Origin of the sequence: Murimonas intestini, from assembly GCF_024622195.1 — a bacterium.
Taxonomy (GTDB): domain Bacteria; phylum Bacillota; class Clostridia; order Lachnospirales; family Lachnospiraceae; genus Murimonas; species Murimonas intestini.
This window is the reverse complement of the sequence record NZ_JANKBI010000014.1, coordinates 115,587-140,352: the sequence shown is the minus strand read 5'-3', so window position 1 is coordinate 140,352 and position 24,766 is coordinate 115,587. Positions and strand designations below refer to the sequence as shown.

Sequence of the window (24,766 nt, the reverse complement as noted above, 5' to 3'; positions counted from 1 at the left end):
GAGGCACCAACCACATGCATGGAAAGATAATAAAAGGAATAGCCGGATTCTACTACGTACACACAACAGAATCCGGCACGTATGAGTGCAAGGCAAAAGGGATATTCCGCAAGGATAAGATAAAGCCTCTTGTCGGTGACAATGTGATCATCGATGTCATCAATGAAGAAGAGAAGACAGGGAATCTGGTGGAGATACTGCCAAGGAAGAATGTTCTGGTGCGCCCGGCAGTGGCAAATGTGGACCAGGCGCTTGTTATTTTTGCCATCAGCAGGCCAAAGCCAAATTTCAATCTTCTTGACAGGTTCCTGATCATGATGGAACGCCAGAATGTACCCTCGGTTATCTGCTTTAATAAAATGGACATTGCCTCAGAGGAAGAGGAGCAGAAGCTGCGCACCATCTATGAGAACTGCGGCTGTCAGGTGCTGTTTACAAGTGCGGCTCAGGAGGAAGGGATGGAGAATGTCAGGTCCCGGCTGAGAGGAAAGACGACAACTGTTGCTGGTCCTTCCGGTGTGGGCAAATCTTCTATCATTAATCTGCTGGCTCCCGATGTAGGTATGGAGACAGGGGAGATCAGCCAGAAGATCGACAGAGGAAAACATACGACAAGGCACTCGCAGCTGATCATGCTGGAGGAAGGGACGTATATTATGGATACTCCGGGATTCAGTTCGCTGTACCTGCAGGATCTGGAAAAAGAAGAACTGAAGGATTTCTTTGCTGAGTTTAAGGAGTATGAGCCTTACTGCAGATTTCAGGGATGTGCCCATATCAACGAGCCGGGGTGCGGCGTGAAGGCAGCTCTCGAAGAGGGAAAAATCAGCCTGAGCCGTTATGAAAATTACGTTGAATTATATAACGAGTTAAAAGACAAGAGGAGGTACTAGACATGTATATCTTATCTCCGTCAATATTGGCGGCGGACTTTAAAGAACTGGGAAAAGAGATCCAGACTGTCGACAAGGCAGGGGCCCAGTATATCCACATTGATGTCATGGATGGAGAGTTCGTGCCCAGCATTTCCCTGGGAATGCCTGTGATATCTTCAGTGAGGGGCACTACAAAGAAAGTTTTTGATGTGCACCTTATGGTTGACAGGCCAGAGCGTTATATTCAGGAGTTTGTAAAGTGCGGCGCCGACATTATCACTGTCCATGCAGAGGCATGTACCCATCTGGACAGAGTGATCCAGCAGATACACGATGCCGGAGCCAGGGCCGGTGTGGCTTTAAACCCGGCAACTTCACTGACTGCCCTGGATTATGTCCTGGACAAAGTGGATATGGTTCTCATAATGACAGTCAATCCGGGATTCGGCGGACAGAAATATATTCCTTCGTGCACGGATAAGATCAAAAAGCTGCGCCATATTATAGAAGACAGAGGACTGGCGGTAGATATAGAAGTGGATGGAGGCATTAATAAAGACACAGTCCACACTGTATTGTCTGCGGGAGCGAATGTTATTGTAGCCGGGTCAGCAGTCTTTGGCGAAGGCGCAGATGAAAAGGTCAGGGAATTTTTAGAAATCATGAGCGGATACGGGAAGATACAGAAATGAAAACTACAGTGATCATCAGCGGGGGCAGTCTGGAAAAAGACTTTGCCCTTGCATTTTTGAAAGAGCATTCTTATGAGTATCTCGTAGGAGCGGACAGAGGGATTGAATTCCTGAAGGCAAATGGTATTGAGCCTACCCACATAGTGGGCGATTTCGATTCTACGGGAAAAGAAGCTCTTTCTTTTTTTGAAAAAAATGAGAATATAGAGATAAGAAGATTTAATCCTCATAAGGATTTTACAGATACCCAGCTGGCGCTAGATCTGGCACTCAGTCTGGGCAGCAGCAGAGTTTATATACTGGGCTGTTTTGGAACACGCATCGACCATGTGCTTGCAAACGTGCGGATCCTGCGGATGGCTCTGGAAAAGGACATCCAATGCTTTCTGTGTGATGCAAGAAACAGGGTGCGCCTGACTGACAGGCCAGTTACGCTGCAAAAAGACGGACAGTATGGTAAATACGTGTCTCTGTTTGCACTCAGCGGGGAGGTGACAGGGCTGACCCTCAGGGGATTCTGTTATCCGCTGACAGATTATACAATGAAAAGTGAAGATTCCATAGGAGTCAGCAATGAAATAAAAGATGGGGAAGCGCAGATACTGTTTAAGAGCGGGAAGCTTGTCATTGTAGAGAGCAGGGATTAAGGGGGGCGTGTGCATTGCGAAACGGCGTTTTTGCCGTTTCTGTGCATCGCGAAGCGCATTACTATTTGCGAATCCGCAAATAGTAATTTGCCGTCGAATAGTGTCGATAAGTTTTTGGCGTAATACCTTGCTTTTTTGTCGGTTTATGTGGTAAACTGATTGATGTTAAGAGAAAGTAGTAGACATAAGATAGAAGAATTAAGGCGGCGGCCGCAGAATTTTAGCAGCTGCCCAGGAAGACGAAAGGAAGTTACATACAGATGAAATTAGGAATAGTAGGTTTGCCGAACGTGGGCAAAAGCACACTGTTTAATTCTTTGACTAAGGCTGGGGCAGAATCAGCGAATTATCCATTCTGTACCATAGACCCAAATGTTGGAGTTGTAGCAGTACCGGATGAGAGACTGAAGCTTCTCGCTGATTTGTACGATTCTCAGAAGGTGACACCGGCGGTCATCGAGTTTGTGGATATTGCAGGTCTTGTCAAGGGCGCTTCCAAAGGGGAAGGGTTGGGCAACCAGTTCCTTGCGAACATCAGGGAAGTAGATGCCATTGTGCATGTAGTGAGATGTTTCGAAGATTCTAATGTGATCCATGTAGACGGAAATGTCGATCCGGCCCGTGATATTGAGACGATCAATCTGGAACTCATATTTTCGGATATTGAGATTCTGGAGCGCCGAATCGCAAAGACATCAAAGGTAGCCAGAAACGATAAGGCAGCTGCAAAAGAACTGGAGTTCCAGCAGAGGCTGAAGGATTACCTGGAGGAAGGCAGACTGGCTATTGGTTTTGAGACTAAAGATGATGATGAGGCGGCATGGCTTCCGACTTACAATCTCTTAACATACAAACCTGTTATATACGCCGCGAATGTAGCAGAGTCCGACCTGGCGGATGACGGGGCATCTAATCCATATGTGGCAAAGGTCCGCGAGATTGCCAAGAATGAGCACAGTGAAGTATTTGTGATCTGCGCCCAGATCGAGCAGGAGATCGCAGAGCTGGATGACGATGAGAAGAAGATGTTTCTGGAAGACTTGGGTCTTGAGGAATCCGGACTGGAGAAATTGATAAAAGCCAGCTATTCGCTGCTTGGCCTTATCAGCTATCTGACGGCCGGAGAAACAGAAACCAGGGCATGGACAATTATCAAAGGGACAAAGGCACCGGGTGCAGCCGGTAAGATCCACTCAGATTTCGAGAGAGGGTTTATCAGGGCTGAGGTCGTGAATTATCAGGACCTGCTTGATTGTGGTTCCCTTGCAGCAGCTAAAGAGAAAGGCCTTGTTGGTTTGGAAGGCAAGGAATACGTTGTGAAAGACGGAGATGTTATTCTTTTCCGTTTTAATGTATAGACAACTGGAAAAAACTGGATGAATAGGGCCTGCATCCAGAAGCATACTAGGAGAGGTACCAGGGTACCGGGAAATACTTAGAAACTAAGAAACCTGTATGAAGGGAAAGGCACTGGTGAGAAAATGAGTCAGCTGGAGTTATTAAAAAACGAGATTGAAAAAGAAAGAAAAAAACTGGATTCTCTGCTAGCAGGGGATAACCTTGAGGAAACCTACCGGCAGAGCCTTGTAGTTGACAAGCTGGTAGAGAAATACATCAGCTTAACAGAAAAATAAGTAAAATGATCAGGGCTGCTGCCACGGCGCACATGTAATTTATGTGTGGATGGCAGCAGCCCTTTACTGTTGTTGTTAATGGTCACTCCGTGACCAGGAAAACACTTGCCACCTGCCTTCAATCGTAGTACAATATCCGAAGGCGGGAGAACGGCAAAGTGAGGTAAGATTATGAATAAGAAAGTATTGTTTATTGTTAATCCCAAGTCAGGAAAAGAACAGATAAAGACAAAACTGCTGGAAATCGTAGATCTGTTTGTTAAAAATAAAATGGACCTTACTATTTATACCACCCAGCGCAGCCAGGATGCATGCGAGGTGACAAGAAACAGGATAGCGGAATTTGACATGATCGTATGCAGCGGAGGAGACGGGACGCTTGATGAAGTGATCACCGGCATGATGCAGAGTGAGATAAAAAAGCCGCTGGGGTACATACCGGGGGGAAGCACAAACGATTTTGCCCACAGCCTGAAAATCCCAAAGAATCTTGTGGCGGCAGCTGGCGTGATTACCCTGAACAGACAGTATCTGTGTGATATAGGGGGCTTTAACGAAGATTATTTTGTATATATAGCGGCCTTTGGGCTTTTTACAGATGTCTCTTATCAGACCAGCCAGCAGTTAAAAAACATCCTGGGGCATGTTGCCTATGTGCTGGAGGGGGCCAAACGGATCTTCAACATCAAGGCTTATAAGATGTCCATAGAGATAGAAGGCGAGATGGTCACAGAAGAATTCATCTATGGGATGGTAACAAACTCGGAATCTGTGGGCGGTTTTAGAAATATGACGGGCAAAAATGTAAAGCTGAATGACGGATTGTTTGAGGTCACTCTCATAAAGAGTCCGAAGAATCCCATTGAACTGCAGGAGATCATAGGGGCTCTGCTCCTTCAGGAGGTTAATCCAAAGTATATGTACTCCTTTAAGACAGACAGACTTATCATTGAATCAGAGGATGAGGTGCCCTGGACTCTGGATGGGGAATTTGGAGGAAATCACAGGCAGCTGGAGATCGTTAATCATAAGCAGGCGATTCCTATAATGGTTAAAAGTCTTGACGCGTTAAAATAAAAAAGTGGTTCCTTTTTTATCTAAAGTAGGTTATAATTATAAACGGAAATGGTGTACTTATAAAGTGAGTCTATTAAATTTAGGAAGCGGAGGTAACGTAAATGTTAGTATCAGCAAAAGAAATGTTAGAGAAGGCCAGAGCAGGCCACTATGCTGTAGGACAGTTCAATATCAACAATCTTGAGTGGACAAAGGCAATTCTTCTGGCAGCACAGGAAAACAATTCACCGGTTATCTTAGGAGTCTCTGAAGGCGCCGGAAAATATATGACTGGATATAAGACAGTTGTAGGAATGGTAAACGGAATGTTGGAAGAACTTAACATTACTGTTCCTGTAGCACTTCACTTAGATCACGGCGGATACGAAGGATGCATGAAGTGCATCGAAGCAGGATTCTCATCTATCATGTATGACGGATCCCACAGCCCGATTGAAGAGAACGTGGCAAATACAAAAGAGCTTGTTAAGATCTGCGCAGAAAAAGGAATGTCTCTGGAAGCAGAGGTTGGATCTATCGGCGGAGAAGAAGACGGCGTAGTAGGAATGGGCGAGTGCGCTGATCCTCAGGAATGCAAGAGGATTGCTGACCTGGGCGTTACAATGCTGGCAGCAGGAATCGGAAATATCCATGGAAAATATCCGGCAAACTGGAAAGGACTCAGCTTTGAGACTCTGGAAGCAATCAAGAGCCTGACAGGTGATATGCCGTTAGTTCTTCACGGAGGCACAGGCATTCCGGAAGATATGATTAAAAAAGCTATCGATCTTGGTGTTGCCAAGATAAACGTAAACACAGAATGCCAGCTGTCATTTGCTGCTGCTACACGTGAATACATCGAAGCTGGCAAAGACCAGCAGGGTAAAGGCTATGATCCTCGTAAGCTGCTGGCTCCGGGCACAGAAGCTATCAAAGCTACTGTAGTGGAGAAAATGGAGCTTTTCGGATCAATCAACAAAGCCTGACCAGTTTAAGAACATAATTTTAGGGAAAATGTTAATTGTATTTTTTCCGGAATTGGGTTATTATTTGTACAGACAAAAAAGTATAGCTGAATAAAAGCGAGAACGAGGGCGTTCCACCAACAGGTGGGACGCCTTTTTTTGTTACATAGGAAAGTTCGTCCTATGTAACAAAAAACGCTCCGCGAGGATCGCACTGCGGCGGTAAGGAATCATGTCGCTGAAGCGACCCGCCGCAGGCGGAGAATCCCGCAAGCGAGATTCTTTTTCATTCAAGAAAGGTGAGGAAAATTATGAGTAAAACTATGAATGTGTCAGAGATTTTTGGAGAAAACGTATTTAGTGACAGGGTTATGCAGGAGAGACTTCCAAAGAAGATATACAGAGAATTGAAAAAGACTATGAATGAGGGCAAGGAACTGGATCCGGAGGTGGCTGATGTGGTAGCGGAGGCCATGAAAAACTGGGCCGTGGAGAAGGGGGCCACCCACTATACCCATATATTCCAGCCTCTCACGGGTGTTACTGCGGAGAAGCACGATTCCTTTATCACAGCTCCAAGAGAAGACGGCACTGTACTTATGGAGTTTTCGGGAAAGGAACTGATCAAAGGAGAACCTGATGCGTCTTCATTTCCTTCAGGAGGACTGAGGGCTACCTTTGAAGCCAGAGGGTATACTGCCTGGGACTGTACATCACCGGCCTATGTGAGAGAGGATGCAGCAGGTGCTATCTTGTGCATTCCTACGGCCTTCTGTTCCTATACAGGTGAGGCGCTGGATCAGAAGACTCCGCTTATGCGTTCCATGGAGGCAGTAAATGAACAGGCGCTGAGGCTGCTCAGACTGTTCGGCAATACAACATCAAAGAGGGTTACTCCGTCTGTGGGGCCTGAACAGGAATATTTCCTGGTGGATAAACAGAAATATCTTCAGAGGAAGGATCTTATTTTTACAGGCCGGACGCTTTTTGGCGCTATGCCGCCTAAGGGTCAGGAACTGGACGATCATTATTTTGGGACCATCAGGCAGCGTATCGCTTCTTATATGAAGGATGTGGATGAAGAGCTTTGGAAGCTGGGAGTTTCCGCCAAGACACAGCATAATGAGGTGGCTCCGGCGCAGCATGAGCTGGCCCCCATATATGCGGAGGCAAATATCGCCGTAGACCATAACCAGCTGGTCATGAAGATTTTGAAGAAGACTGCATGTCAGCATGGGCTTCATTGCCTGCTCCACGAGAAGCCCTTTGCAGGAGTAAACGGTTCAGGAAAGCATAATAACTGGTCGATCACTACAGATGACGGGATCAATCTTCTGGATCCGGGCAAGACACCCCATGAGAACATTCAGTTCCTGCTGGTGCTGACATGTATCTTAAAAGCTGTTGATGAACATGCTGATCTGCTCCGTGAATCAGCTGCGGACCCGGGAAATGACCACAGGCTTGGAGCAAATGAGGCGCCGCCGGCCATTATTTCTGTTTTCCTGGGTGAACAGCTGGAGGATGTGATCGAGCAGCTGATCAGCACAGGCATGGCTACACACAGTAAAAAAGGAGGGGTGCTGCACACAGGTGTAAAGACTCTTCCGGACTTTGCAAAGGATGCCACTGACAGGAACAGAACGTCACCGTTTGCCTTTACAGGAAATAAGTTTGAATTCCGCATGGTGGGATCAAGAGATTCCATAGCTTCCCCAAACACTGTATTAAACACGATAGCGGCGGAGGCATTTGCTGAAGCCTGTGAAGTTTTGGAAAAGGCAGAAGACTTTGATCTTGCAGTCCACGATTTGATCAAGAAGTATGCTACAGAGCATCAGAGGATCATATTTAACGGAAACGGATACTCAGACGCATGGGTGGAAGAAGCGGGAAGAAGAGGCCTTCCAAACATCAGGTCCATGGTAGATGCAGTTCCCTGCCTGACAACTGAGAAAACAGTGGCCATGTTTGAGCGTTTTAAGGTATTTTCCAGGACGGAGCTGGAAGCACGTGCGGCTATAAAGTATGAGACATATGCAAAGGATATCAATATAGAAGCCAGAACGATGATCGACATTGCGGGAAAACAGATCATCCCTGCAGTTATCCGCTATACGAAAACCCTGGGAGACACCATCAGTTCAGTCACATCAGCAGGTGTGGAGGCTGATGTGCAGACAGAGCTCCTGAGAGAAGCCAGCGCCCTTCTGGCAGAGACGAAACGCGCATTAAACGAATTGATCCGGGCAGATGCGGCAGCAGCGGAAAAAGAAGAGGGAGAAGAACAGGCAAGGGCTTTCCATGATGAGGTTATGCCTGCCATGCAGGCACTGCGCGCTCCCGTTGACAAACTGGAGATGATCGTAGATAAAGAAATATGGCCAATGCCCTCCTACGGAGATCTGCTGTTTGAAGTTTAAATATAGAAACAGGTGTTATAGGACAAACGGCTGGCCTGTAACAAACCGGCGGCCTGCATCTGGGCTTTTTCTTGACAATTCTATTGGGAAGTAATATATTTATAGCACATGTTGTTTTGAAAAAATGTTTACAGGAGGTTTCTATGCGCTATGAATTATTTTCAATAGGTCCTATTACCATATATGGCTATGGTTTTATGATTGCCCTGGGAGTGCTGGCTGCTCTTTTGACAGCTTCCTACAGGGCCAAAAAGGCGGGGCTCAGTACAGACTTGATCTTTAATCTGACAATACTCTGCGTGCTGGGCGGTTTTCTGGGGGCTAAGATTCTGTATATTATTACAGAATGGAAGAGCCTGATGGAGACAAAATCTTTACTGGATGATCTGAAGAACGGTTTTGTGGTATATGGCGGTATCATTGCAGGGATACTTACTGCTGTCATCTACTGCAGGCATAAAAAGGTGAGCGCTCTGGAATACATTGACCTGGCGATCCCGTCTGTAGCTATCGCACAGGGGCTTGGAAGGGTAGGCTGCTTCATGTCAGGCTGCTGCTACGGGCGCCCGACAGATGCCTGGTATGGGGTAGTTTTCACCGATTCCCCGTTTGCACCGCTGAATGTAAAGCTTATACCCACACAGCTGTTTTCCAGCATTGGAGATCTGCTGATTGCAGCCATCCTTATACTTGCTGCAAGGAAGAAGCCTAATAAAGGCGTCATCACAAGCGGTTATCTGCTCCTTTACGGAGTGGGCAGATTTCTGATCGAGATATTAAGAAATGACCCGAGGGGAAACGTGGGAGCACTCTCCACTTCTCAGTTTATATCTATTTTTATGGTAGCTGCAGGCATTGTAATGATGTATTTGAGCTGCAAGGGCAGGTTTATGTCTTCTAAAGCAGAGAAAGAAGACGAAGCGAAAGAGTCTGAAGATAAATAAAAATGTAGTGGATTGCTGACCCACGGCGGATGATCTCTGCCGGGGGGCAGCATTTTTTTGTCCCAGCCGTTCCCGGCGCGCTTTCTTAAATTTAGCTAAGACTTGCAATTTTAGAAAAAATAAGGTATCATGCGTATAGTTAATTTGAATGAATGGAGGTTCACCGATGAGTGAAAAGTTAAATGTAACCGCGTTGTTCGGCGCAAACGTGTTCAGCGACAAGGTCATGGAAGAGAGGCTTCCTAAAAAAGTCTATAAGGAACTGCGTAAAACGATCGATGAAGGCAAAGACCTGGACTATATGACTGCTGAAGTTGTGGCCGAGGCTATGAAGGACTGGGCTGTGGAGAAGGGGGCGACCCACTACACACACTGGTTCCAGCCGCTGACCGGATTTACAGCTGAGAAACATGATTCTTTTATCACTGCCCCGGATTCCAAGGGTTCTGTGCTGATGGAATTCTCAGGAAAAGAGCTCATCAAAGGCGAACCGGACGCCTCTTCCTTCCCGTCAGGAGGCCTGAGGGCCACTTTTGAGGCGAGAGGATATACAGCCTGGGACTGCACCTCCCCGGCTTTTGTGCGTGAAGATGATACGGGTGCGATCCTCTGTGTCCCCACAGCGTTCTGCTCCTATACAGGCGAGGCGCTGGACCAGAAGACACCTCTTCTGCGCTCTATGGAGGCTGTCCAGACACAGGCGCTCAGGCTCATCCGCCTGTTCGGAAATACTACCTCCAAAAAAGTGACCCCGTCAGTAGGCGTAGAGCAGGAATATTTTATTGTAGACAGAGAAAAGTACTTAAAAAGGAAAGACCTGATCTTTACAGGCAGGACTCTGTTCGGAGCCATGCCTCCCAAGGGGCAGGAGCTGGATGACCACTATTTTGGGGTGATCCGCCAGAGGATCGGCTCCTTTATGAAGGATGTGAATAAAGAACTGTGGAAACTGGGCGTATCAGCCAAAACCCAGCATAATGAGGTGGCCCCGGCACAGCATGAGCTGGCGCCTATCTATGCGCAGTGCAATGTGGCGGCAGACCATAACCAGATCATCATGGAGACACTCAAAAGGGTAGCGGAGAATCATGGGCTGCAGTGCCTTCTGCATGAGAAGCCCTTTGCCGGCGTAAATGGTTCAGGCAAGCATAATAACTGGTCTCTGACTACAGATGACGGTATAAATCTTCTGGAACCTGGAAAAACTCCTCATGAGAATATACAGTTCCTGATGGTGCTCACTTGTATGATGAGAGCTGTAGACCGCCATGCAGACCTTCTAAGAGAATCCGCAGCTGATGTGGGCAATGACCACAGGCTGGGGGCAAACGAGGCGCCTCCTGCCATCATTTCCATATTCCTGGGAGAACAGCTGGAAGACGTGCTCTCCCAGCTCATCAGCACTGGGATGGCCACCCACAGCCTTAAGAGGGAGACTCTCCACACAGGTGTCAAGACTCTCCCTGATTTTGCCAAAGATACATCTGACAGGAACAGGACGTCACCGTTTGCATTTACAGGAAATAAGTTCGAATTCCGTATGGTCGGGTCCAGGGATTCCGTTGCGGAGTGCAATGTGGTCCTGAATACTATAGTGGCAGAAGCATTCTCGGATGCCTGCGATATACTTGAAAAGGCTGATGATTTTGATCTGGCCGTGCATGACCTGATCAAACTCTATGCGAATGAGCATCAGCGCATTGTATTTAACGGGAATGGCTACTCTGAGGAGTGGGTGGAGGAAGCGGCCAGACGTGGTCTTCCGAATATTACATCCATGGTGGATGCCATACCGGCTCTTTTAAATGACAGTTCAGTTGATCTGTTCGGCAAATTCGGCGTATTTACAAGGGCCGAGCTGGAAAGCCGGGCGGAGATCCAGTATGAGAGCTATTCAAAAGCGCTCAATATCGAAGCGAGGGCAATGATCGATATAGCCAGCAAGCATATCATACCGGCTGTCATGCGTTTTGCCAGAAACCTGGCAGGCACTGCCAATGAGATCAGACAGGCCGGGGCGGATGCATCTGTCCCCCTTGGATATCTGGAGCAGACCACAAAGCTGCTTGCGCAGACAAAGGAAACCCTTGAAAAGCTGGAGACTGTCACAGACAGGGCAGCCATGATGGAGTCAGGCAGAGAGCAGGCAGTATATTATCACTCTGAAGTATTTACTGCCATGGAAGCGCTGCGCAGGCCCGTAGACCAGCTGGAGATGATAGTAGATAAAGAAGAATGGCCGATGCCGTCTTACGGCGATCTGCTGTTTGAGGTGTAGTGTAAGAACCTGCCCGGAGGGTGAGAATGATATATCAATATATGATAGAAGGGGGCCGGCTTTCGCCGGTCCCTGAAAACAATCTGGAGAAAACACAGATTTTATTGTGCTCTGTAAAGGAGATTGACCAGGCCGGAGGTTTTGCGAAAACATCCGGCAGCTTCCTCAGGGAGATGGCTGAGAATCCGGATATCAGATTTGAGAGCCATGCAGAATTTGATTTTATGTGTGTGCCCGCCTTTGAGGTGCGTACCAGCCATCCGTTTGAATACCCTGTCTATTTCATATTCGACGGTAAACAGATGATCATGATGGTTCAGGAGCCCGGCAAGGTAGACAGCCTCCTGCGGTCCCTGGAACACAAGGAGCAGGAGATATCGCCTGAATATATAGTCTTCTTGTTTCTGGAGAAGCTGATCCAGAGGGAGGAGGACAGGGTGGAGGTCCTGGAGCGGGAGCTGGATGAAAAGGAAGAATTTTCCCAGGGAGAGGTAGACAGTGAAGAATATATAAAACAGATCGTACATTTCAGAAAACGGCTGCTGCAGTTCAAGCATTTTTATGAACATCTCAGAAGGGTCATAGAAGGGATAGAAGAGAATGAAAATGTCCTGTACAGTGATATGATACTGAAGCGGTTTGCCATACTGGAAGAGCGGTCCAGGAGTATGATAGAGGATATCCAGGTACTCCGTGAAGAGGTCATCCAGTTAAAAGAGGGCTATCAGGCTCAGAGAGACCTGAAGATGAACAGGACCATGCAGTTTCTGACAGTAGTGACTACGATCTTTATGCCTCTTACGCTCCTGGCGGGCTGGTATGGGATGAATTTTAATATGCCTGAATATGACTCTCCCTTCGGGTACCCCATCCTCATTATTATCAGTATCCTGCTGATCACAGCAGGAATATTGATCTGCAAAAAGAAAAAATGGCTCTGAATACAGATCAGGCCATAAAAAGGGAGGATGCCAGGCAGTCGGCTGCCTGGCATTATTATGAAAAAGTTTATTCAAATATTAGTATATAAATACTAGGAAATTGTCATTTGCTTTGATAGTTACATTATATGTAATAGAAATGAAGAAAGAATGTTGTGTGGATGAAAGTTTTTTGAATATTAAATGAATAAATTATGAACACCGGGAGCTACATTGGAAATAATTTACAGAGATTTCCGGCAGATATCCATGAATTTATGAGATTTAAACAAATATTAAAAAAATATAAAATCCCGCTTTACAAACTGTGCAAAGCGTGTATAATTAGACCCAACAGAACGAGGGCGTTCCTGATGCATAAGCAGGAGCGTCCTCGTTTTACGTTGCAGAGATAATAAATACTGCAGCGTCTGGGCGTCAATGATAGCGCCAGTGTAACTATTCAGCAGGTTTTTGCATGTAACTGTGAAGGTACTGAACAGTTACGCGCCAGTCTAAAAAGGAGGAAATGTTATGAAAAAGCTGGAAATGATTATTCAGCCGGGCAAGCTGGAAGAGTTAAAAGCTATTCTGGATGAATGCCAGGCAAGCGGTGTCATGATTTCTAATATCATGGGATACGGCAACCAGAAGGGCTACAGGAGGCTTTACAGGGGAACAGAGTACAATGTCAACCTTCTGCCAAAGGTGAGGGTAGAGACAGTTGTAGATGATGATGTCTCAGAAAAGATAATTGACAGGGTCGTTAAGGAGATCAATACTGGAAATTATGGGGACGGCAAGATCTTCATTTACGAAGTCCAGGATGCTGTGCGTATCCGCACAGGTGAGCGCGGCAAAGATGCACTGTAAAAACAAATTGGTCAAGAAAGCTGATTATCAAAGAAGATAATTGTTACGGATGTCTGGTATCCGGCACGATTACCTTCTTTTTTTGATATATCCAGTAAAAGGAGGAAGAAAAAATGGCAGATATTTCTACGATGGATACCCTGTGGGTCCTTTTGGGAGCAGCACTTATATTTTTTATGCAGGCCGGATTTGCGATGGTTGAGACAGGTTTTACCAGAGCTAAAAATGCAGGCAATATTATAATGAAAAACCTGATGGATTTTGCCTGCGGCTCAGTAGTCTACTGGCTGCTGGGATTCGGGCTGATGTTTGGAAGCGGCAATGGATTTATTGGAATAATAGACCTGTTCTGTCAGGGGGATTACAGCAGCAATATCCCTTCCTGGGCAATGATAGCATTTAACACCATGTTCTGTGCGACAGCGGCAACGATCGTGTCAGGAGCCATGGCGGAGAGGACGAAGTTTTCTTCCTATCTGATCTACAGTGTTGTTATCAGCGCCGTCATCTATCCCATTGAAGGACACTGGATCTGGGGCGGCGGATGGCTGTCCACGCTTTCTATTGGAGGTTCTTCAGGATTTATCGATTACGCAGGTTCCACAGCAGTTCATATGGTGGGAGGCGTCTCAGCGTTTATAGGAGCCGCAATGCTTGGGCCGCGTATCGGTAAGTATGGCAGAGACGGGAAAGCTAAGGCGATCCCGGGACACAGCATCACACTTGGCGCTCTTGGAGTATTCATACTCTGGTTCGGATGGTTTGGGTTCAATCCCGCCTCCAGTTATGGCCTGTCTACAACTGAAAAAGCGCTGGAGGTTGGCAATGTATTTATGACCACTAATATTGCAGCGGCGGCAGCAACAGTCGTGACTATGATAGTGACCTGGATACGCTACAAAAAGCCGGATGTATCTATGACTCTGAATGGTTCCCTGGCAGGACTTGTGGCGATCACAGCGGGCTGCAGCGCGGTGGATCCGTGGGCGGCAGCAGTCATTGGAGCTTTGGCAGGCGCAATCGTAGTGTTTGCAGTGGAGTTTATTGACAAAGTGCTGAAAGTGGATGATCCGGTTGGAGCGGTGTCAGTCCACGGCGTGTGCGGGGCGTTCGGAACTCTGATGATCGGATTTTTTGCCAGGGAAGACGGGCTGTTTACCACAGGTGAATGGGGCAGGCTGGCTGTCCAGGCAGTGGGCGTTGTCTCTGTGATGGCCTGGACTGCCGTGACAATGGGCCTTGTATTCTTTATTATTAAAAAGACAAATGGCCTTCGCGTCACTGCAGAGGAAGAAATCGGAGGACTGGACCCGGTTGAGCATGGTCTGGAAACAGCATATGCAGGATTCCAGATGAAAAATGAACAGTAGCCTGCAGGGATAAATAAGGGCTGAAAACAGCATAATATAAAGGGTCCGGGAAACCGGCCCCTTTTTATTGTAATAAACCTGCTTGAAATCGAAAAGAAAGTCTGATATATTGTAGATGGAATGTGACTATTTACAGTACGAAAGAATAGTCCGGACAGAAGGATATGTTAGCTGGAGGCGGGTGAAAATAATAATGAGCGGTAAGATAGATGTCCTGGGGGTTAAGATTGACAATGTAACGGCACAAGAAGCTATGGAGGCTGCAAAGGAGTTCTTGAAAACAGATACCTTAAGCTCTGTGGGGACAATAAACGGCAGCGTGCTGCTGGAAGCCGGACAGGATGAAGAATACAGGCATAAGATTGAAAATCTCGATCTCTGCGTAGTGACAGACAGGGCAGTCCTGGATGCGGCAGGCATTACAGATGCAGAGCGGAGGCTGGAGATAGAGGATAACTGGTTTCTGATCTCGTTTCTGGAATATGTGGCAGAATCAGGGTACAGCGTGACTCTTCTGTGCGGGAAGAAGTCGGACAAGCCCACATTCGCAGGGTATATCAGTAAACATTATCCGGAGATGAAGCTGGCAGGGATATTTGCCGCGGAGGATGCTACCCAGGATGATGACAGTCTTGTAAATCTCATCAATGGAGCGGGGGCAGATGTGCTGGTGGCAGCCATGCGCCGTCCGGAGCAGGAAGAATTCCTCTATGCAAACAGGCAGAAATTAAATGCGAAGCTCTGGCTTGGTATAGGGGACGGAATTAAGGGGAAAAATAAATCAGACGGAAAGTCTAATTTTTTTGAAAAGCTGATAGAAAAGACTTTATTTAAGCGAAAGGTTTTAAAATATCAAAACGAAAAAGGAGATAAATAATATGGAATTCCATAAGCCCAGGGCGGCAAAGCTGGATTATCTTCTGATGGCAGTCGGAACTGCGCTGATGGCTGTTTCCATTAATTCCATCTATGATCCCATCAGCATGGTGACCGGAGGCTTCACAGGCGCCGCGATCATTATAAAAGAGCTGACAGCTGGTTTTATTCCGGGAGGTATCCCGCTGTGGCTGACGAACATTGTACTGAACGTCCCGGTATTCATATTATGTCTGAAAATCAAGGGTGTCCGCTTTTTAAAGCGGACATTATTTGCCACTGTGGCTCTTTCCTTCTGGCTGTGGATACTGCCGGTCATCCCTCTGGGCATTGATGACTTTGTGCTGGCGTCCCTCTTCGGCGGCGCCATCGGAGGAATCGGGATCGGCATGGTGCTCATGGGCAGGGCGACCACAGGAGGAACTGACCTGGTAGCGGCCCTGATCCAGCATTTTATGAAGCAGTATTCTATTGTAAAGATCATGCAGGTGGTGGACGGGCTTATTGTGATCCTGGGTGCATATGTCTTCGGCATTACTAGGGCTATGTATGCCATCATCGCTATTTTTGTGACCTCCTGGATATCAGATTATCTGCTGGAGGGCGTAAACTTTGCAAAGGTGGCATTTATCATTACTGAGAAGAGAGATGAAGTGGCGGCAGAGATCCTGAAGACTACGGAGAGAGGCATTACCAGCATGGATGCACGGGGAATGTATTCAGGAAATCATAAAAACCTGCTGTTCTGCGTGGTTTCCAAGAAAGAGATCGTGGATCTGAAGGAGGCGGTTGCCGGTGCGGACCCCAGTGCCTTTGTTGTAGTGAGCGATGCCAGGGAGGTCCTGGGAGAAGGCTTTCAGGAATGCAAAATACCTTAAATGTATAAAAGTGTTCATTTTTACTTTCTTTTTTGGTGATTTTATATTACAATATACCATAGGTTATTTTTGGGGTGGTATAGATTATACGGTAGAAGGAGAGGACAAGCATGATATCAAATCAGATATTACAATCTACAATTGACGGTCTAAAAGAAATCACCAGGATAGATTTATGTATTATTGACCTGGAGGGCAACGTGTTGGCGGCTACATTCCCGGAGGCGGACGGATACAGCGACGCTGTTCTGGCTTTTGTGGATTCGCCTGCGGACAGTCAGGTTGTACAGGGACAGCAGTTTTTTAAGATTTTCGATGAGCACCAGCTGGAGTACATACTGCTGGCAAAGGGCAGCAGTGACGATGTCTATATGGTAGGGAAGATGGCGGCATTTCAGATACAGAGCCTTCTTACCGCATATAAGGAACGGTTTGATAAGGATAATTTCATTAAGAACCTTCTGCTTGACAACCTTCTGCTTGTGGACATCTATAACAGGGCCAAGAAGCTGCATATTACCACAGAGGTCCGCAGGGTAGTGTTCATCCTGGAGACAGACCATGAGAAGGACAGCTCGTCCCTGGAAAGCATAAGAGCTCTTTTTGGAGCTAAATCAGGGGATTTTATTACTGCGGTGGATGAGAAGAGCATCATCGTAGTCAAGGAGCTGGCTTCAGCTGAAGGCTATGAGGAGATGGACAAGACAGCCCGGACGATCCTGGAAGCTCTGGGAGCTGCCAGAAAAGAAAATGTCCATATTGCGTATGGCACTATCGTTGATGAGATAAAGGAAGTTTCACGTTCCTATAAGGAGGCCAGGATGGCTCTCGATGTAGGAAAGATATTCTTCAGTGAGAGGAATGTGATCGCATACAGCTCCCTGGGGATCGGCAGGCTTATATACCAGCTTCCAATACCGCTGTGCAAGATGTTTATCCGCGAGATATTTGACGGCAAATCACCTGATGATTTTGATGAGGAGACACTTACCACTATCAACAAATTCTTTGAGAACAGCCTGAACGTATCGGAGACTTCACGCCAGCTTTATATCCACAGGAACACTCTGGTGTACCGTCTGGACAAGCTGCAGAAGAGCACAGGCCTGGATCTGAGGATCTTTGAGGACGCCATCACATTTAAGATAGCGCTGATGGTAGTGAAGTATATGAAATATATGGAAACACTTGACTATTAGGAGGATGATGTGAGATAAGGGGCTTAATGAGGAGGAGCATATGATAGATCTGGAAAACGTCAGCAAATCCTATTCGAAGGGGCAGCCTGCGGTGAAGCATGTGAATCTTCATATCGGCAGGGGAGAATTTGTATTTGTTGTGGGCAACAGCGGTTCGGGGAAATCAACTCTGATCAAGCTGCTGCTAAAGGAACTGGATCCGACAGAAGGGATAATCCGTATAAACGGAAAAGATATAGGAACATTAAAGCACCGGCAGATCCCCAAATACAGAAGGGAACTGGGAGTGGTGTTTCAGGACTTCCGTCTTCTGAAGGACAGGAGTGTATATGAGAATGTGGCATTTGCACAGAGAGTGACGGAGGTGCCCAACAGGATCATTAAGGAGAGGGTGCCGGAGGTACTGTCCATGGTAGGGCTGGCAGAAAAGTACAAGGCATATCCTCATGAGCTCTCGGGAGGAGAGCAGCAGAGGGTGGCAATAGCCAGGGCACTGGTCAACAGGCCGGCGCTTCTGCTGGCAGATGAGCCTACCGGAAATCTGGACCCTAAGACTTCTTTTGAGATTATAGGTCTTTTGGATAAAATAAATACATATGGTACGACTGTTCTTGTGGTCACCCACAATAAAGATATCGTCAATGCAATGAAGAAGCGTGTGATCGCTATCCGGCAGGGCATCATTGTGAGCGATATGCAGGAAGGGGAGTATCTGTATGAGGATTAGCGGCGTAAGTTATATTGTGAAGCAGGGCTTCAAAAACATAGCGCACAATAAATGGTTTTCTCTGGCATCAGTAGCCACGATCACGGCATGTATCTTTTTATTTGGGATATTTTATTCCATCGTGGCAAACTTTGGACATATTGTCAAGTCGGCGGAAGAGGGAGTCGCCGTCACAGTCTTCTTTGAGGAAGGGACCACACAGGAGGCTATGGACAATGCAGGAAAACTGATAGAAGCCAGGCCGGAGGTCGCCAGGATCGAGTTTATTTCAGCAGAGCAGGCCTGGGAAGATTTTAAAGAGCAGTATTTTAAGGATTCAGCAAATCTGGCGGAGGGGTTCGAGGCGGACAATCCTCTGGCACACTCAGCCAATTATGAAGTTTATTTAAAGGATGTGGAAGACCAGTCACAGCTGGTGGAATATATCAAAGGCCTGGACGGGGTCAGAAAAGTGAATCAGTCAGAGGCAGCGGCCACAACTCTGTCCACATTCAATCTTTTGATAGGTTATGTATCGGCTGCGATCATAGTAGTGCTTCTGCTTGTATCAGTCTTCCTGATCAGCAACACGATCGCGGTCGGCATAGAAGTGAGGAAAGAAGAAATCGGAATCATGAAGCTCATCGGCGCAAAGGATGCGGTGGTGAGGGCTCCGTTTCTGATAGAGGGGATGCTCATAGGCCTGGCAGGCTCTGTGATACCTCTGGTGATCCTTTACTTCGGTTACCGGGAGGTGATCAGTTATGTGCTGTCACGGTTCAGGCCGCTGCAGGATTTTCTGAAATTTCTTCCGGCAGAACAGGTATTTCTCACGCTGGTTCCCGTATCCCTGGCCCTCGGGCTTGGTATCGGGCTGTTGGGGAGCTATATCACTGTGAGAAAGCATTTAAAGGTATAGAGTGAAAGGTAATAAGGGTGATTACATGAAAAAAGGAAGCAGGATATTGAAAACACTTGGAGTAATTCTTTCTTGTACAATGGTCTTCAATCTGACCATGCCTGTCTGCGCTGAAGGAAGCGGACAGGACAATAATACGGAGCTGGCAGCGCCCTCACAGAGCAGGGAAGAGGCGGAAGCTGCCAAAGACGAGCTGCAGCAGAATCTGGATGAAGTCAATGGCAGGATCTACGATCTGGAAACGGCAAAGGGAAGCTTAGAACAGAACGTGGCTGAGCTTGACGGGAAACTCAATGAAATATCAGAGAGGCTTCAGACTCTTTCTGATGATCTAAGTACAAAGGAAACACAGATAGAAGAGACGCAGAAGCTTCTGGAAGAGGCAAAGGCGGCAGAAAAAGAACAATATGAGGCCATGAAGAAGCGAATCCAGTTTATGTATGAAAATGGAAATGTGGCATATGTGGAACTTCTGTTAAATGCCCAGTCAATGGCAGACCTTCTGAACAGGGCTGATTATATAACAAGCATATCAGACTATGACAGGGAGATGCTGGAGAAGTACCAGGAGACAAAAGAGCTTGTGGCACAGAAGGAGGAGGAACTCCAGAAGGCATATGAGGAGAGTCAGGGCCTTCACAGCGAGGTTTCTGCTCAGCAGTCTGAGGTTGAAAATGTACTTGCGTCCAAGCAGGGTGAGATCAGCCAGTATAATGATGAGATAGCACAGTCACAGAGTCTGGCCCAGGAATATGCGGATGAGGTGGAAGCGCAGAACAGCGTCCTTGCTGAGATCGTATCTTATGAGGCGCAGATGAGGGCCATAGAGGAAGCAAATGCGGCAGCGGCAGCTCAGGCCCAGGCGGAAGCTGAGGCAGCTGCAGAGGCGGCGAGACAGCAGGCTGAACAGGCTCAGGCGGAGGCCCAGGCCCAGTCAGAGGCAGCAGCTCAGGCAGAGGCCGAGGCAGCGGCAAAACAGGCGGAAGCAGAAGCGGCAGCCCAGGCGGCCCAGCAGCAGCAGGAGTCAGAGGCTCAGGCGGCAGCCCAGGCAGAAGCGGAAAGGCTGCAGGCAGAAGCAGAAGCGGCGAGACAGCAGGCTGAGCAGCAGAAGCAGGAAGCCGAGCAACAGCAGCAGCAGGCAGATCAGCAGCAGCAGGAGGCCGAACAACAGCAACAGCAGCAGGCATCTGGCGGAGCTGGGAACACAAATACCAGCAGCGGCTTTATATGGCCGGCGCCCAGCAGTTATGTGATCACAAGTGAGTATGGAGAGAGAGAATCTCCTATAGAGGGAGCTTCCACCTACCACCAGGGCCTTGATATAGGTGCGTCCTATGGTTCTAATATCCTGGCGGCTGCATCAGGCACAGTCATGACTGCCACCTACAGTACATCTGCAGGCAATTATATCATAATTTATCATGGAAACGGGTTGTCAACTGTTTATATGCATGCTTCCGCACTATTTGTCTCACCGGGGCAGACTGTGAATCAGGGAGATGTGATAGCGGCAGTCGGATCGACGGGATATTCCACAGGCCCGCATCTCCACTTCGGAGTTACAGTAAACGGGTCATATGTAAACCCACATGATTACGTAGGATAAACGGGGCCGGGCCCGTGGGGCCTCTATAAAGATGGAATAAAAAGGTTTTGGGGATGATAAAATTATATCGGAGCCAAAACCTTTCTTCTATAGACAGAGCGGCGAATAATCAGTGGTATAAAAGGAGCAGAATATGGCAGATAATGAAAACAGGAATCAAAATGACAATGAACGCTTTACAAGAGGGTTTGTGAGCGGGATACTGGTAATGCTGCTCTGTGTCAGCATCGTATATTTTGTGAAGAGTACGATCGAGGCCAGGAGCAGCGCTGCCAGGGGGACAGAGGCATCTGCAGCAGTGGGGGAGACCCAGGCTGCTGAGGATCCGTATACACTTTCTCTGGATGATGACAGGATCCTGGATAAGATACATGAGATTGAAGGGATAGTAAATGAGGCATTTATTAATGAGATAGACAGCAGCCAGGTGGAGACTTATGTGTATAAAGGGCTGGTTGCCGGACTGGCAGACCCGTATGCTGGTTTCTATACGGCGGAAGAGCTGGAGAAGGTCAACGAGTCCACATCAGGAGAGTACTATGGCGTAGGCGCCACCCTTTCCCAGAACAAGTCAACAGGCGTGATAACGGTGGTAAAATGTTATGAGGGGACTCCGTCTGCTGAGGCAGGTATGCTGCCGGGGGACATTCTGTATTCTGTGGATGACACACCTGTTACCGGAGTGGACCTCACAGAAGTGGTTTCTATGATTAAAACAGGTAAGGATGATGTCAGCCATATACAGGTCATGCGTGATGGGGAGACTGAGCCTGTCAAGCTTGATGTGCCCCGGATGGATATAGAAGTTCCCACAGTTACTCACGAGATGCTGGAGAATAAGATCGGATACATTGCAGTCAGCAGTTTCGATACCATCACGGAGGGCCAGTTTACTGAGGCGCTTACAGATCTGGAGAGTCAGGGAATGGAAAAGCTTGTGATAGATTTGAGGAACAACCTGGGCGGAGTTCTTCAGACATGTACCGCAATGCTGGATCAGCTTCTTCCGGAAGGGCTGATCGTCTATACAGAGGATAAAGCAGGGAACAGGGAAGAATACAGATCGGATGCAGAGCACCAGTTTAATAAGCCCATGGCTGTATTAGTGAACGGTTCCAGCGCAAGCGCATCGGAGATATTTGCCGGAGCTATAAAGGATTACGGAACGGGTACCATAGTGGGTACACAGACATATGGAAAAGGGATCGTACAGAGGATATTCAAGCTGGAGGATGGTACGGCTCTCAAACTGACAATTGCCCACTACTACACTCCAAAAGGAAATGATATCCATGAAATAGGTGTTACTCCGGATGTGGTGATAGATCTGAATGAAGAACTCAAGAAAAAGGTAACAGTCACACATGAGGAAGACAACCAGCTTCAGAAAGCAATTGAAATATTAAATTCTACTATTCAGTAGGGCTGTGCATTTACTGAATAGTTACTATTAAACGAAAAATAGAGAGGGCAGGATATGCAGGAGAAAATAATTTTTCGCGAGATGCTGAGCGAGATCAAAGAGCTGGCGGATGAAAAGCAGGGAAGGCTTACAGTAGAAGAGATTAAAGATTTTTTCAAAAATGCGCATCTGGACGATAATCAGATGGAACTTATTTACCAGTATCTGCTGGGGCAGAAGATCCGGGTGGATGGATATACAATGCCGGGATCTGCAGCAGCGGAGGATGAGGCAGAGAGGGTACAAAAGGAAGAAGGGAAACCGGAACTGGATGAAGCTGTTGATCCGGAAACAGAAGACGTACTGGAAGATGACTATGTAAGGATGTATCTGGAGGATATAAAAAGTGTTAAACCTGCTGATGGCGATGAGGAAGAGAAGCTTTACGGGGAAGCTGCTGCCGGGGATACCCTGGCAAAGGGAAGGCTTATCGAACTGAATCTGCAGACTGTCTATGACATTTCTAAAGAATACCGCCACGGTGTGCTTCCTCAGAGTGACCTGATACAGGAGGGAAATATTGCCCTGATGCTGGCGCTGGACGGTCTGGAAACACTTGGAAGCCTTTCAGAATACAGGGAATATGTGAGGCGGTCAGTGGCAGATGCAATGGAATCAGCCCTGGAAGAACAGGCAAATGCCAGAGACATGGATGAAGAGATTGCCCAGAGGGTAAATTTCTTAAGCGAGGCGATTGAAAATCTTACACTTGACCTGGAACACAAGGTGAGTATTGAGGAATTATCTGTTTATCTGGAAATGCCCATCGAGGAGATAGAGGATATCCTGAGAATGGCAGGGGACGAGATTGAGATAGAAGACAGTGCAGATGCACATCATCATGAGCATGAGGGAGACTGCTGCGGCCATGCTCATGGAGACAGCGGTGCCCTTGGGACTGAATGAGTTAAGAAACTGAATAAAGGGCGGAACAAAAGTATGTTTTGTACAGTTTCGTATAAAAAACAAGGATTTCCCGGCGGCTCATGCCTCATGGGAAATCCTTATCAGATTATGAAAAATGTTTAACCCTCAGAAGCTTCTTCTGTCTCTTCCGGGTCAGTTTTCTTTTCGGGCAGATACAGATGAACTTTATCTATCCTGTTTTTTTCTACAGAATCAACCACAAGGCGGATCCCGTCATCCGACATTACATACTCGCCTGCCTTTGGAAGGTGGTCCAGGCGTTCGATAATATATCCGCCCACAGAATCATAATCCTCAGAAAACAGATCCAGATCCAGGGCATCGTTTAAGTCGTCCAGCTTCAGAGAGCCTTCGACTACAATTTCATGGTCATTCACATGGCGGATCAGGTCCTCTTCATCTTTGTCATACTCATCCCTGATTTCTCCTACGATCTCCTCAAGAAGATCTTCCAGGGTGATCAGTCCCACAGTTGCGCCATATTCGTCAAGGACGATCGTGAAATTAATAGAATCCTGCCTCATCTCTACCATCAGCTCAGATGTCTTTTTATATTCATAAGTGAAGTACGGCTCCCTCAATATATCACGTATGTGGAAGTCCTGGGGTGAATCATAAAAAAGAAGATCTTTGATATTGATTACTCCGATTACATTGTCAGGGCTGTCTTCATATACCGGAAGCCTTGTAAATTTCTCCTCTTTGAAGACCTGTATGATCTCATCATAAGTGCCGTTTATGTCGATTGAAACCATCTCTACACGGGGAACCATAATATCCTTTGCCTGTGAATCCCCGAAATCAAACACATTATAAATCATCTGGCGTTCATCGCTCTCGATGACTCCGTCCTCATGGCTGACATCTACGATCGTGCGCAGCTCATGCTCTGTCATGGAATTCATTTTAGCTGACGGATCTACATGCAGCACTTTCAGGAACAGGTTTGCCAGGACATTTACCAGAAATATGACTGGTGTCAGGATCCTCATGAGGAACCATATAACACCGGCATATGTCAAAGCTATCTTATCTGCATAAATCGTTGCAAGGTTTTTAGGTGATATTTCTCCGAAAATCAATATTAAAAGTGTCAGGATACCGGTGGCTATACCTACGCCGGCGTTGCCCCACAATTTCATGGAAAGGGTGGTGGCAAGGGAGGAAGCGCTCAGATTGACAATATTGTTTCCCACCAGAATAGTACTGAGCATCTTGGGGGAATCGCCAATCACTTTCAGAAGCGTGGAAGCTTTCTTACTACCCTCATCGGCAAGGCTCATTATTTTTATTTTGTTTACCGTGGTCATAGAAGTTTCCGCTGATGAAAAAAAAGCTGATAAAACCAGCAGGATAACTAGTACGACCAACTGTATGGCATCACTGGAATCCAAAACATCATCTCCTTTTTATTTAAACGTTTATCCTATGAGACAGGGGCTTGCGGCTCCTGTCTCATTTCATTAGGTTATATATGGGAATATACAATATTTTAAGATTAATTGCAAGGATTCAA

At 47.1% G+C, this 24,766-nt stretch carries 21 protein-coding genes and 1 pseudogene; 21 read left to right on the top strand and 1 reads right to left on the bottom strand.

What is annotated here, in order from left to right:
- The first annotated feature begins 14 nt into the window (after positions 1-14).
- The 21 genes and pseudogenes from rsgA (at position 15) to NSB28_RS17995 (ending at position 23,229) form a co-directional block, all read left to right on the top strand.
- Entirely contained in the window at positions 15-893 is an 879-nt protein-coding gene (gene rsgA / locus NSB28_RS18095; RefSeq protein ID WP_109747915.1) for a ribosome small subunit-dependent GTPase A, read from the top strand.
- 2 nt (positions 894-895) lie between these two features.
- On the top strand, positions 896-1,567 hold the full coding sequence (gene rpe / locus NSB28_RS18090) for a ribulose-phosphate 3-epimerase (RefSeq protein ID WP_109747916.1): 672 nt from the start codon (positions 896-898) through the stop codon (positions 1,565-1,567).
- Positions 1,564-2,214, top strand: a complete 651-nt coding sequence (locus tag NSB28_RS18085) for a thiamine diphosphokinase (protein ID WP_109747917.1) — start codon at positions 1,564-1,566, stop codon at positions 2,212-2,214. The genes rpe and NSB28_RS18085 overlap by 4 nt, the downstream gene beginning before the upstream one ends.
- Positions 2,215-2,474: 260 nt before the next feature.
- Positions 2,475-3,572, top strand: a complete 1,098-nt coding sequence (gene ychF / locus NSB28_RS18080) for a redox-regulated ATPase YchF (protein ID WP_109747918.1) — start codon at positions 2,475-2,477, stop codon at positions 3,570-3,572.
- A 123-nt stretch (positions 3,573-3,695) separates the two neighbouring features.
- A complete protein-coding gene (locus NSB28_RS18075) occupies positions 3,696-3,848 on the top strand; it encodes a hypothetical protein (protein ID WP_187374364.1) in 153 nt (50 codons plus the stop codon).
- A 171-nt stretch (positions 3,849-4,019) separates the two neighbouring features.
- Positions 4,020-4,925: a diacylglycerol/lipid kinase family protein gene (locus NSB28_RS18070; protein ID WP_109747919.1), complete on the top strand. Its 906-nt coding sequence runs from the start codon at positions 4,020-4,022 to the stop codon at positions 4,923-4,925.
- 101 nt (positions 4,926-5,026) lie between these two features.
- Entirely contained in the window at positions 5,027-5,890 is an 864-nt protein-coding gene (fba, locus tag NSB28_RS18065; protein ID WP_109747920.1) for a class II fructose-1,6-bisphosphate aldolase, read from the top strand.
- A gap of 290 nt (positions 5,891-6,180) precedes the next feature.
- Positions 6,181-8,292: a glutamine synthetase III family protein gene (locus NSB28_RS18060; protein ID WP_109747921.1), complete on the top strand. Its 2,112-nt coding sequence runs from the start codon at positions 6,181-6,183 to the stop codon at positions 8,290-8,292.
- Between the two features lie 143 nt (positions 8,293-8,435).
- A complete protein-coding gene (locus NSB28_RS18055; RefSeq protein ID WP_109747922.1) occupies positions 8,436-9,236 on the top strand; it encodes a prolipoprotein diacylglyceryl transferase in 801 nt (266 codons plus the stop codon).
- Positions 9,237-9,402: 166 nt separating this feature from the next.
- Positions 9,403-11,514, top strand: a complete 2,112-nt coding sequence (locus tag NSB28_RS18050) for a glutamine synthetase III family protein (protein ID WP_109747923.1) — start codon at positions 9,403-9,405, stop codon at positions 11,512-11,514.
- A gap of 26 nt (positions 11,515-11,540) precedes the next feature.
- Complete coding sequence (locus tag NSB28_RS18045; RefSeq protein ID WP_109747924.1) at positions 11,541-12,455, top strand: CorA family divalent cation transporter; 915 nt, start codon at positions 11,541-11,543, stop codon at positions 12,453-12,455.
- A gap of 513 nt (positions 12,456-12,968) precedes the next feature.
- Positions 12,969-13,307, top strand: coding sequence for a P-II family nitrogen regulator (locus tag NSB28_RS18040; RefSeq protein WP_109747925.1), 339 nt, complete (start codon positions 12,969-12,971; stop codon positions 13,305-13,307).
- Between the two features lie 113 nt (positions 13,308-13,420).
- A pseudogene (locus tag NSB28_RS18035) lies at positions 13,421-14,656 on the top strand (ammonium transporter); the annotation flags it as partial.
- Positions 14,657-14,870: 214 nt separating this feature from the next.
- Positions 14,871-15,554, top strand: coding sequence for a WecB/TagA/CpsF family glycosyltransferase (locus NSB28_RS18030; RefSeq protein ID WP_257517598.1), 684 nt, complete (start codon positions 14,871-14,873; stop codon positions 15,552-15,554).
- Between the two features lies 1 nt (position 15,555).
- Positions 15,556-16,431: a YitT family protein gene (locus NSB28_RS18025; protein WP_109747928.1), complete on the top strand. Its 876-nt coding sequence runs from the start codon at positions 15,556-15,558 to the stop codon at positions 16,429-16,431.
- 110 nt (positions 16,432-16,541) lie between these two features.
- Positions 16,542-17,630 carry a PucR family transcriptional regulator gene (locus NSB28_RS18020; RefSeq protein ID WP_109747929.1) on the top strand — a complete coding sequence of 363 codons (1,089 nt, stop codon included), beginning with the start codon at positions 16,542-16,544 and terminating at the stop codon, positions 17,628-17,630.
- A gap of 40 nt (positions 17,631-17,670) precedes the next feature.
- Positions 17,671-18,357 carry a cell division ATP-binding protein FtsE gene (gene ftsE, locus NSB28_RS18015; RefSeq protein WP_109747930.1) on the top strand — a complete coding sequence of 229 codons (687 nt, stop codon included), beginning with the start codon at positions 17,671-17,673 and terminating at the stop codon, positions 18,355-18,357.
- Positions 18,347-19,255 (top strand): permease-like cell division protein FtsX, encoded by a 909-nt coding sequence (gene ftsX, locus NSB28_RS18010; RefSeq protein WP_109747931.1) that lies wholly within the window; start codon positions 18,347-18,349, stop codon positions 19,253-19,255. Before ftsE ends, ftsX begins: the two co-directional genes overlap by 11 nt.
- A gap of 25 nt (positions 19,256-19,280) precedes the next feature.
- Complete coding sequence (locus tag NSB28_RS18005) at positions 19,281-20,861, top strand: murein hydrolase activator EnvC family protein (protein WP_109747932.1); 1,581 nt, start codon at positions 19,281-19,283, stop codon at positions 20,859-20,861.
- Between the two features lie 133 nt (positions 20,862-20,994).
- Positions 20,995-22,284: a S41 family peptidase gene (locus NSB28_RS18000; protein WP_109747933.1), complete on the top strand. Its 1,290-nt coding sequence runs from the start codon at positions 20,995-20,997 to the stop codon at positions 22,282-22,284.
- Positions 22,285-22,338: 54 nt separating this feature from the next.
- Positions 22,339-23,229 carry an RNA polymerase sigma factor region1.1 domain-containing protein gene (locus tag NSB28_RS17995; protein WP_109747934.1) on the top strand — a complete coding sequence of 297 codons (891 nt, stop codon included), beginning with the start codon at positions 22,339-22,341 and terminating at the stop codon, positions 23,227-23,229.
- 119 nt (positions 23,230-23,348) lie between these two features.
- On the opposite strand, the gene NSB28_RS17990 is transcribed toward NSB28_RS17995, so the two are convergent.
- On the bottom strand, positions 23,349-24,644 hold the full coding sequence (locus NSB28_RS17990) for an HlyC/CorC family transporter (RefSeq protein WP_109747935.1): 1,296 nt from the start codon (positions 24,642-24,644) through the stop codon (positions 23,349-23,351).
- Positions 24,645-24,766 lie beyond the last annotated feature (122 nt).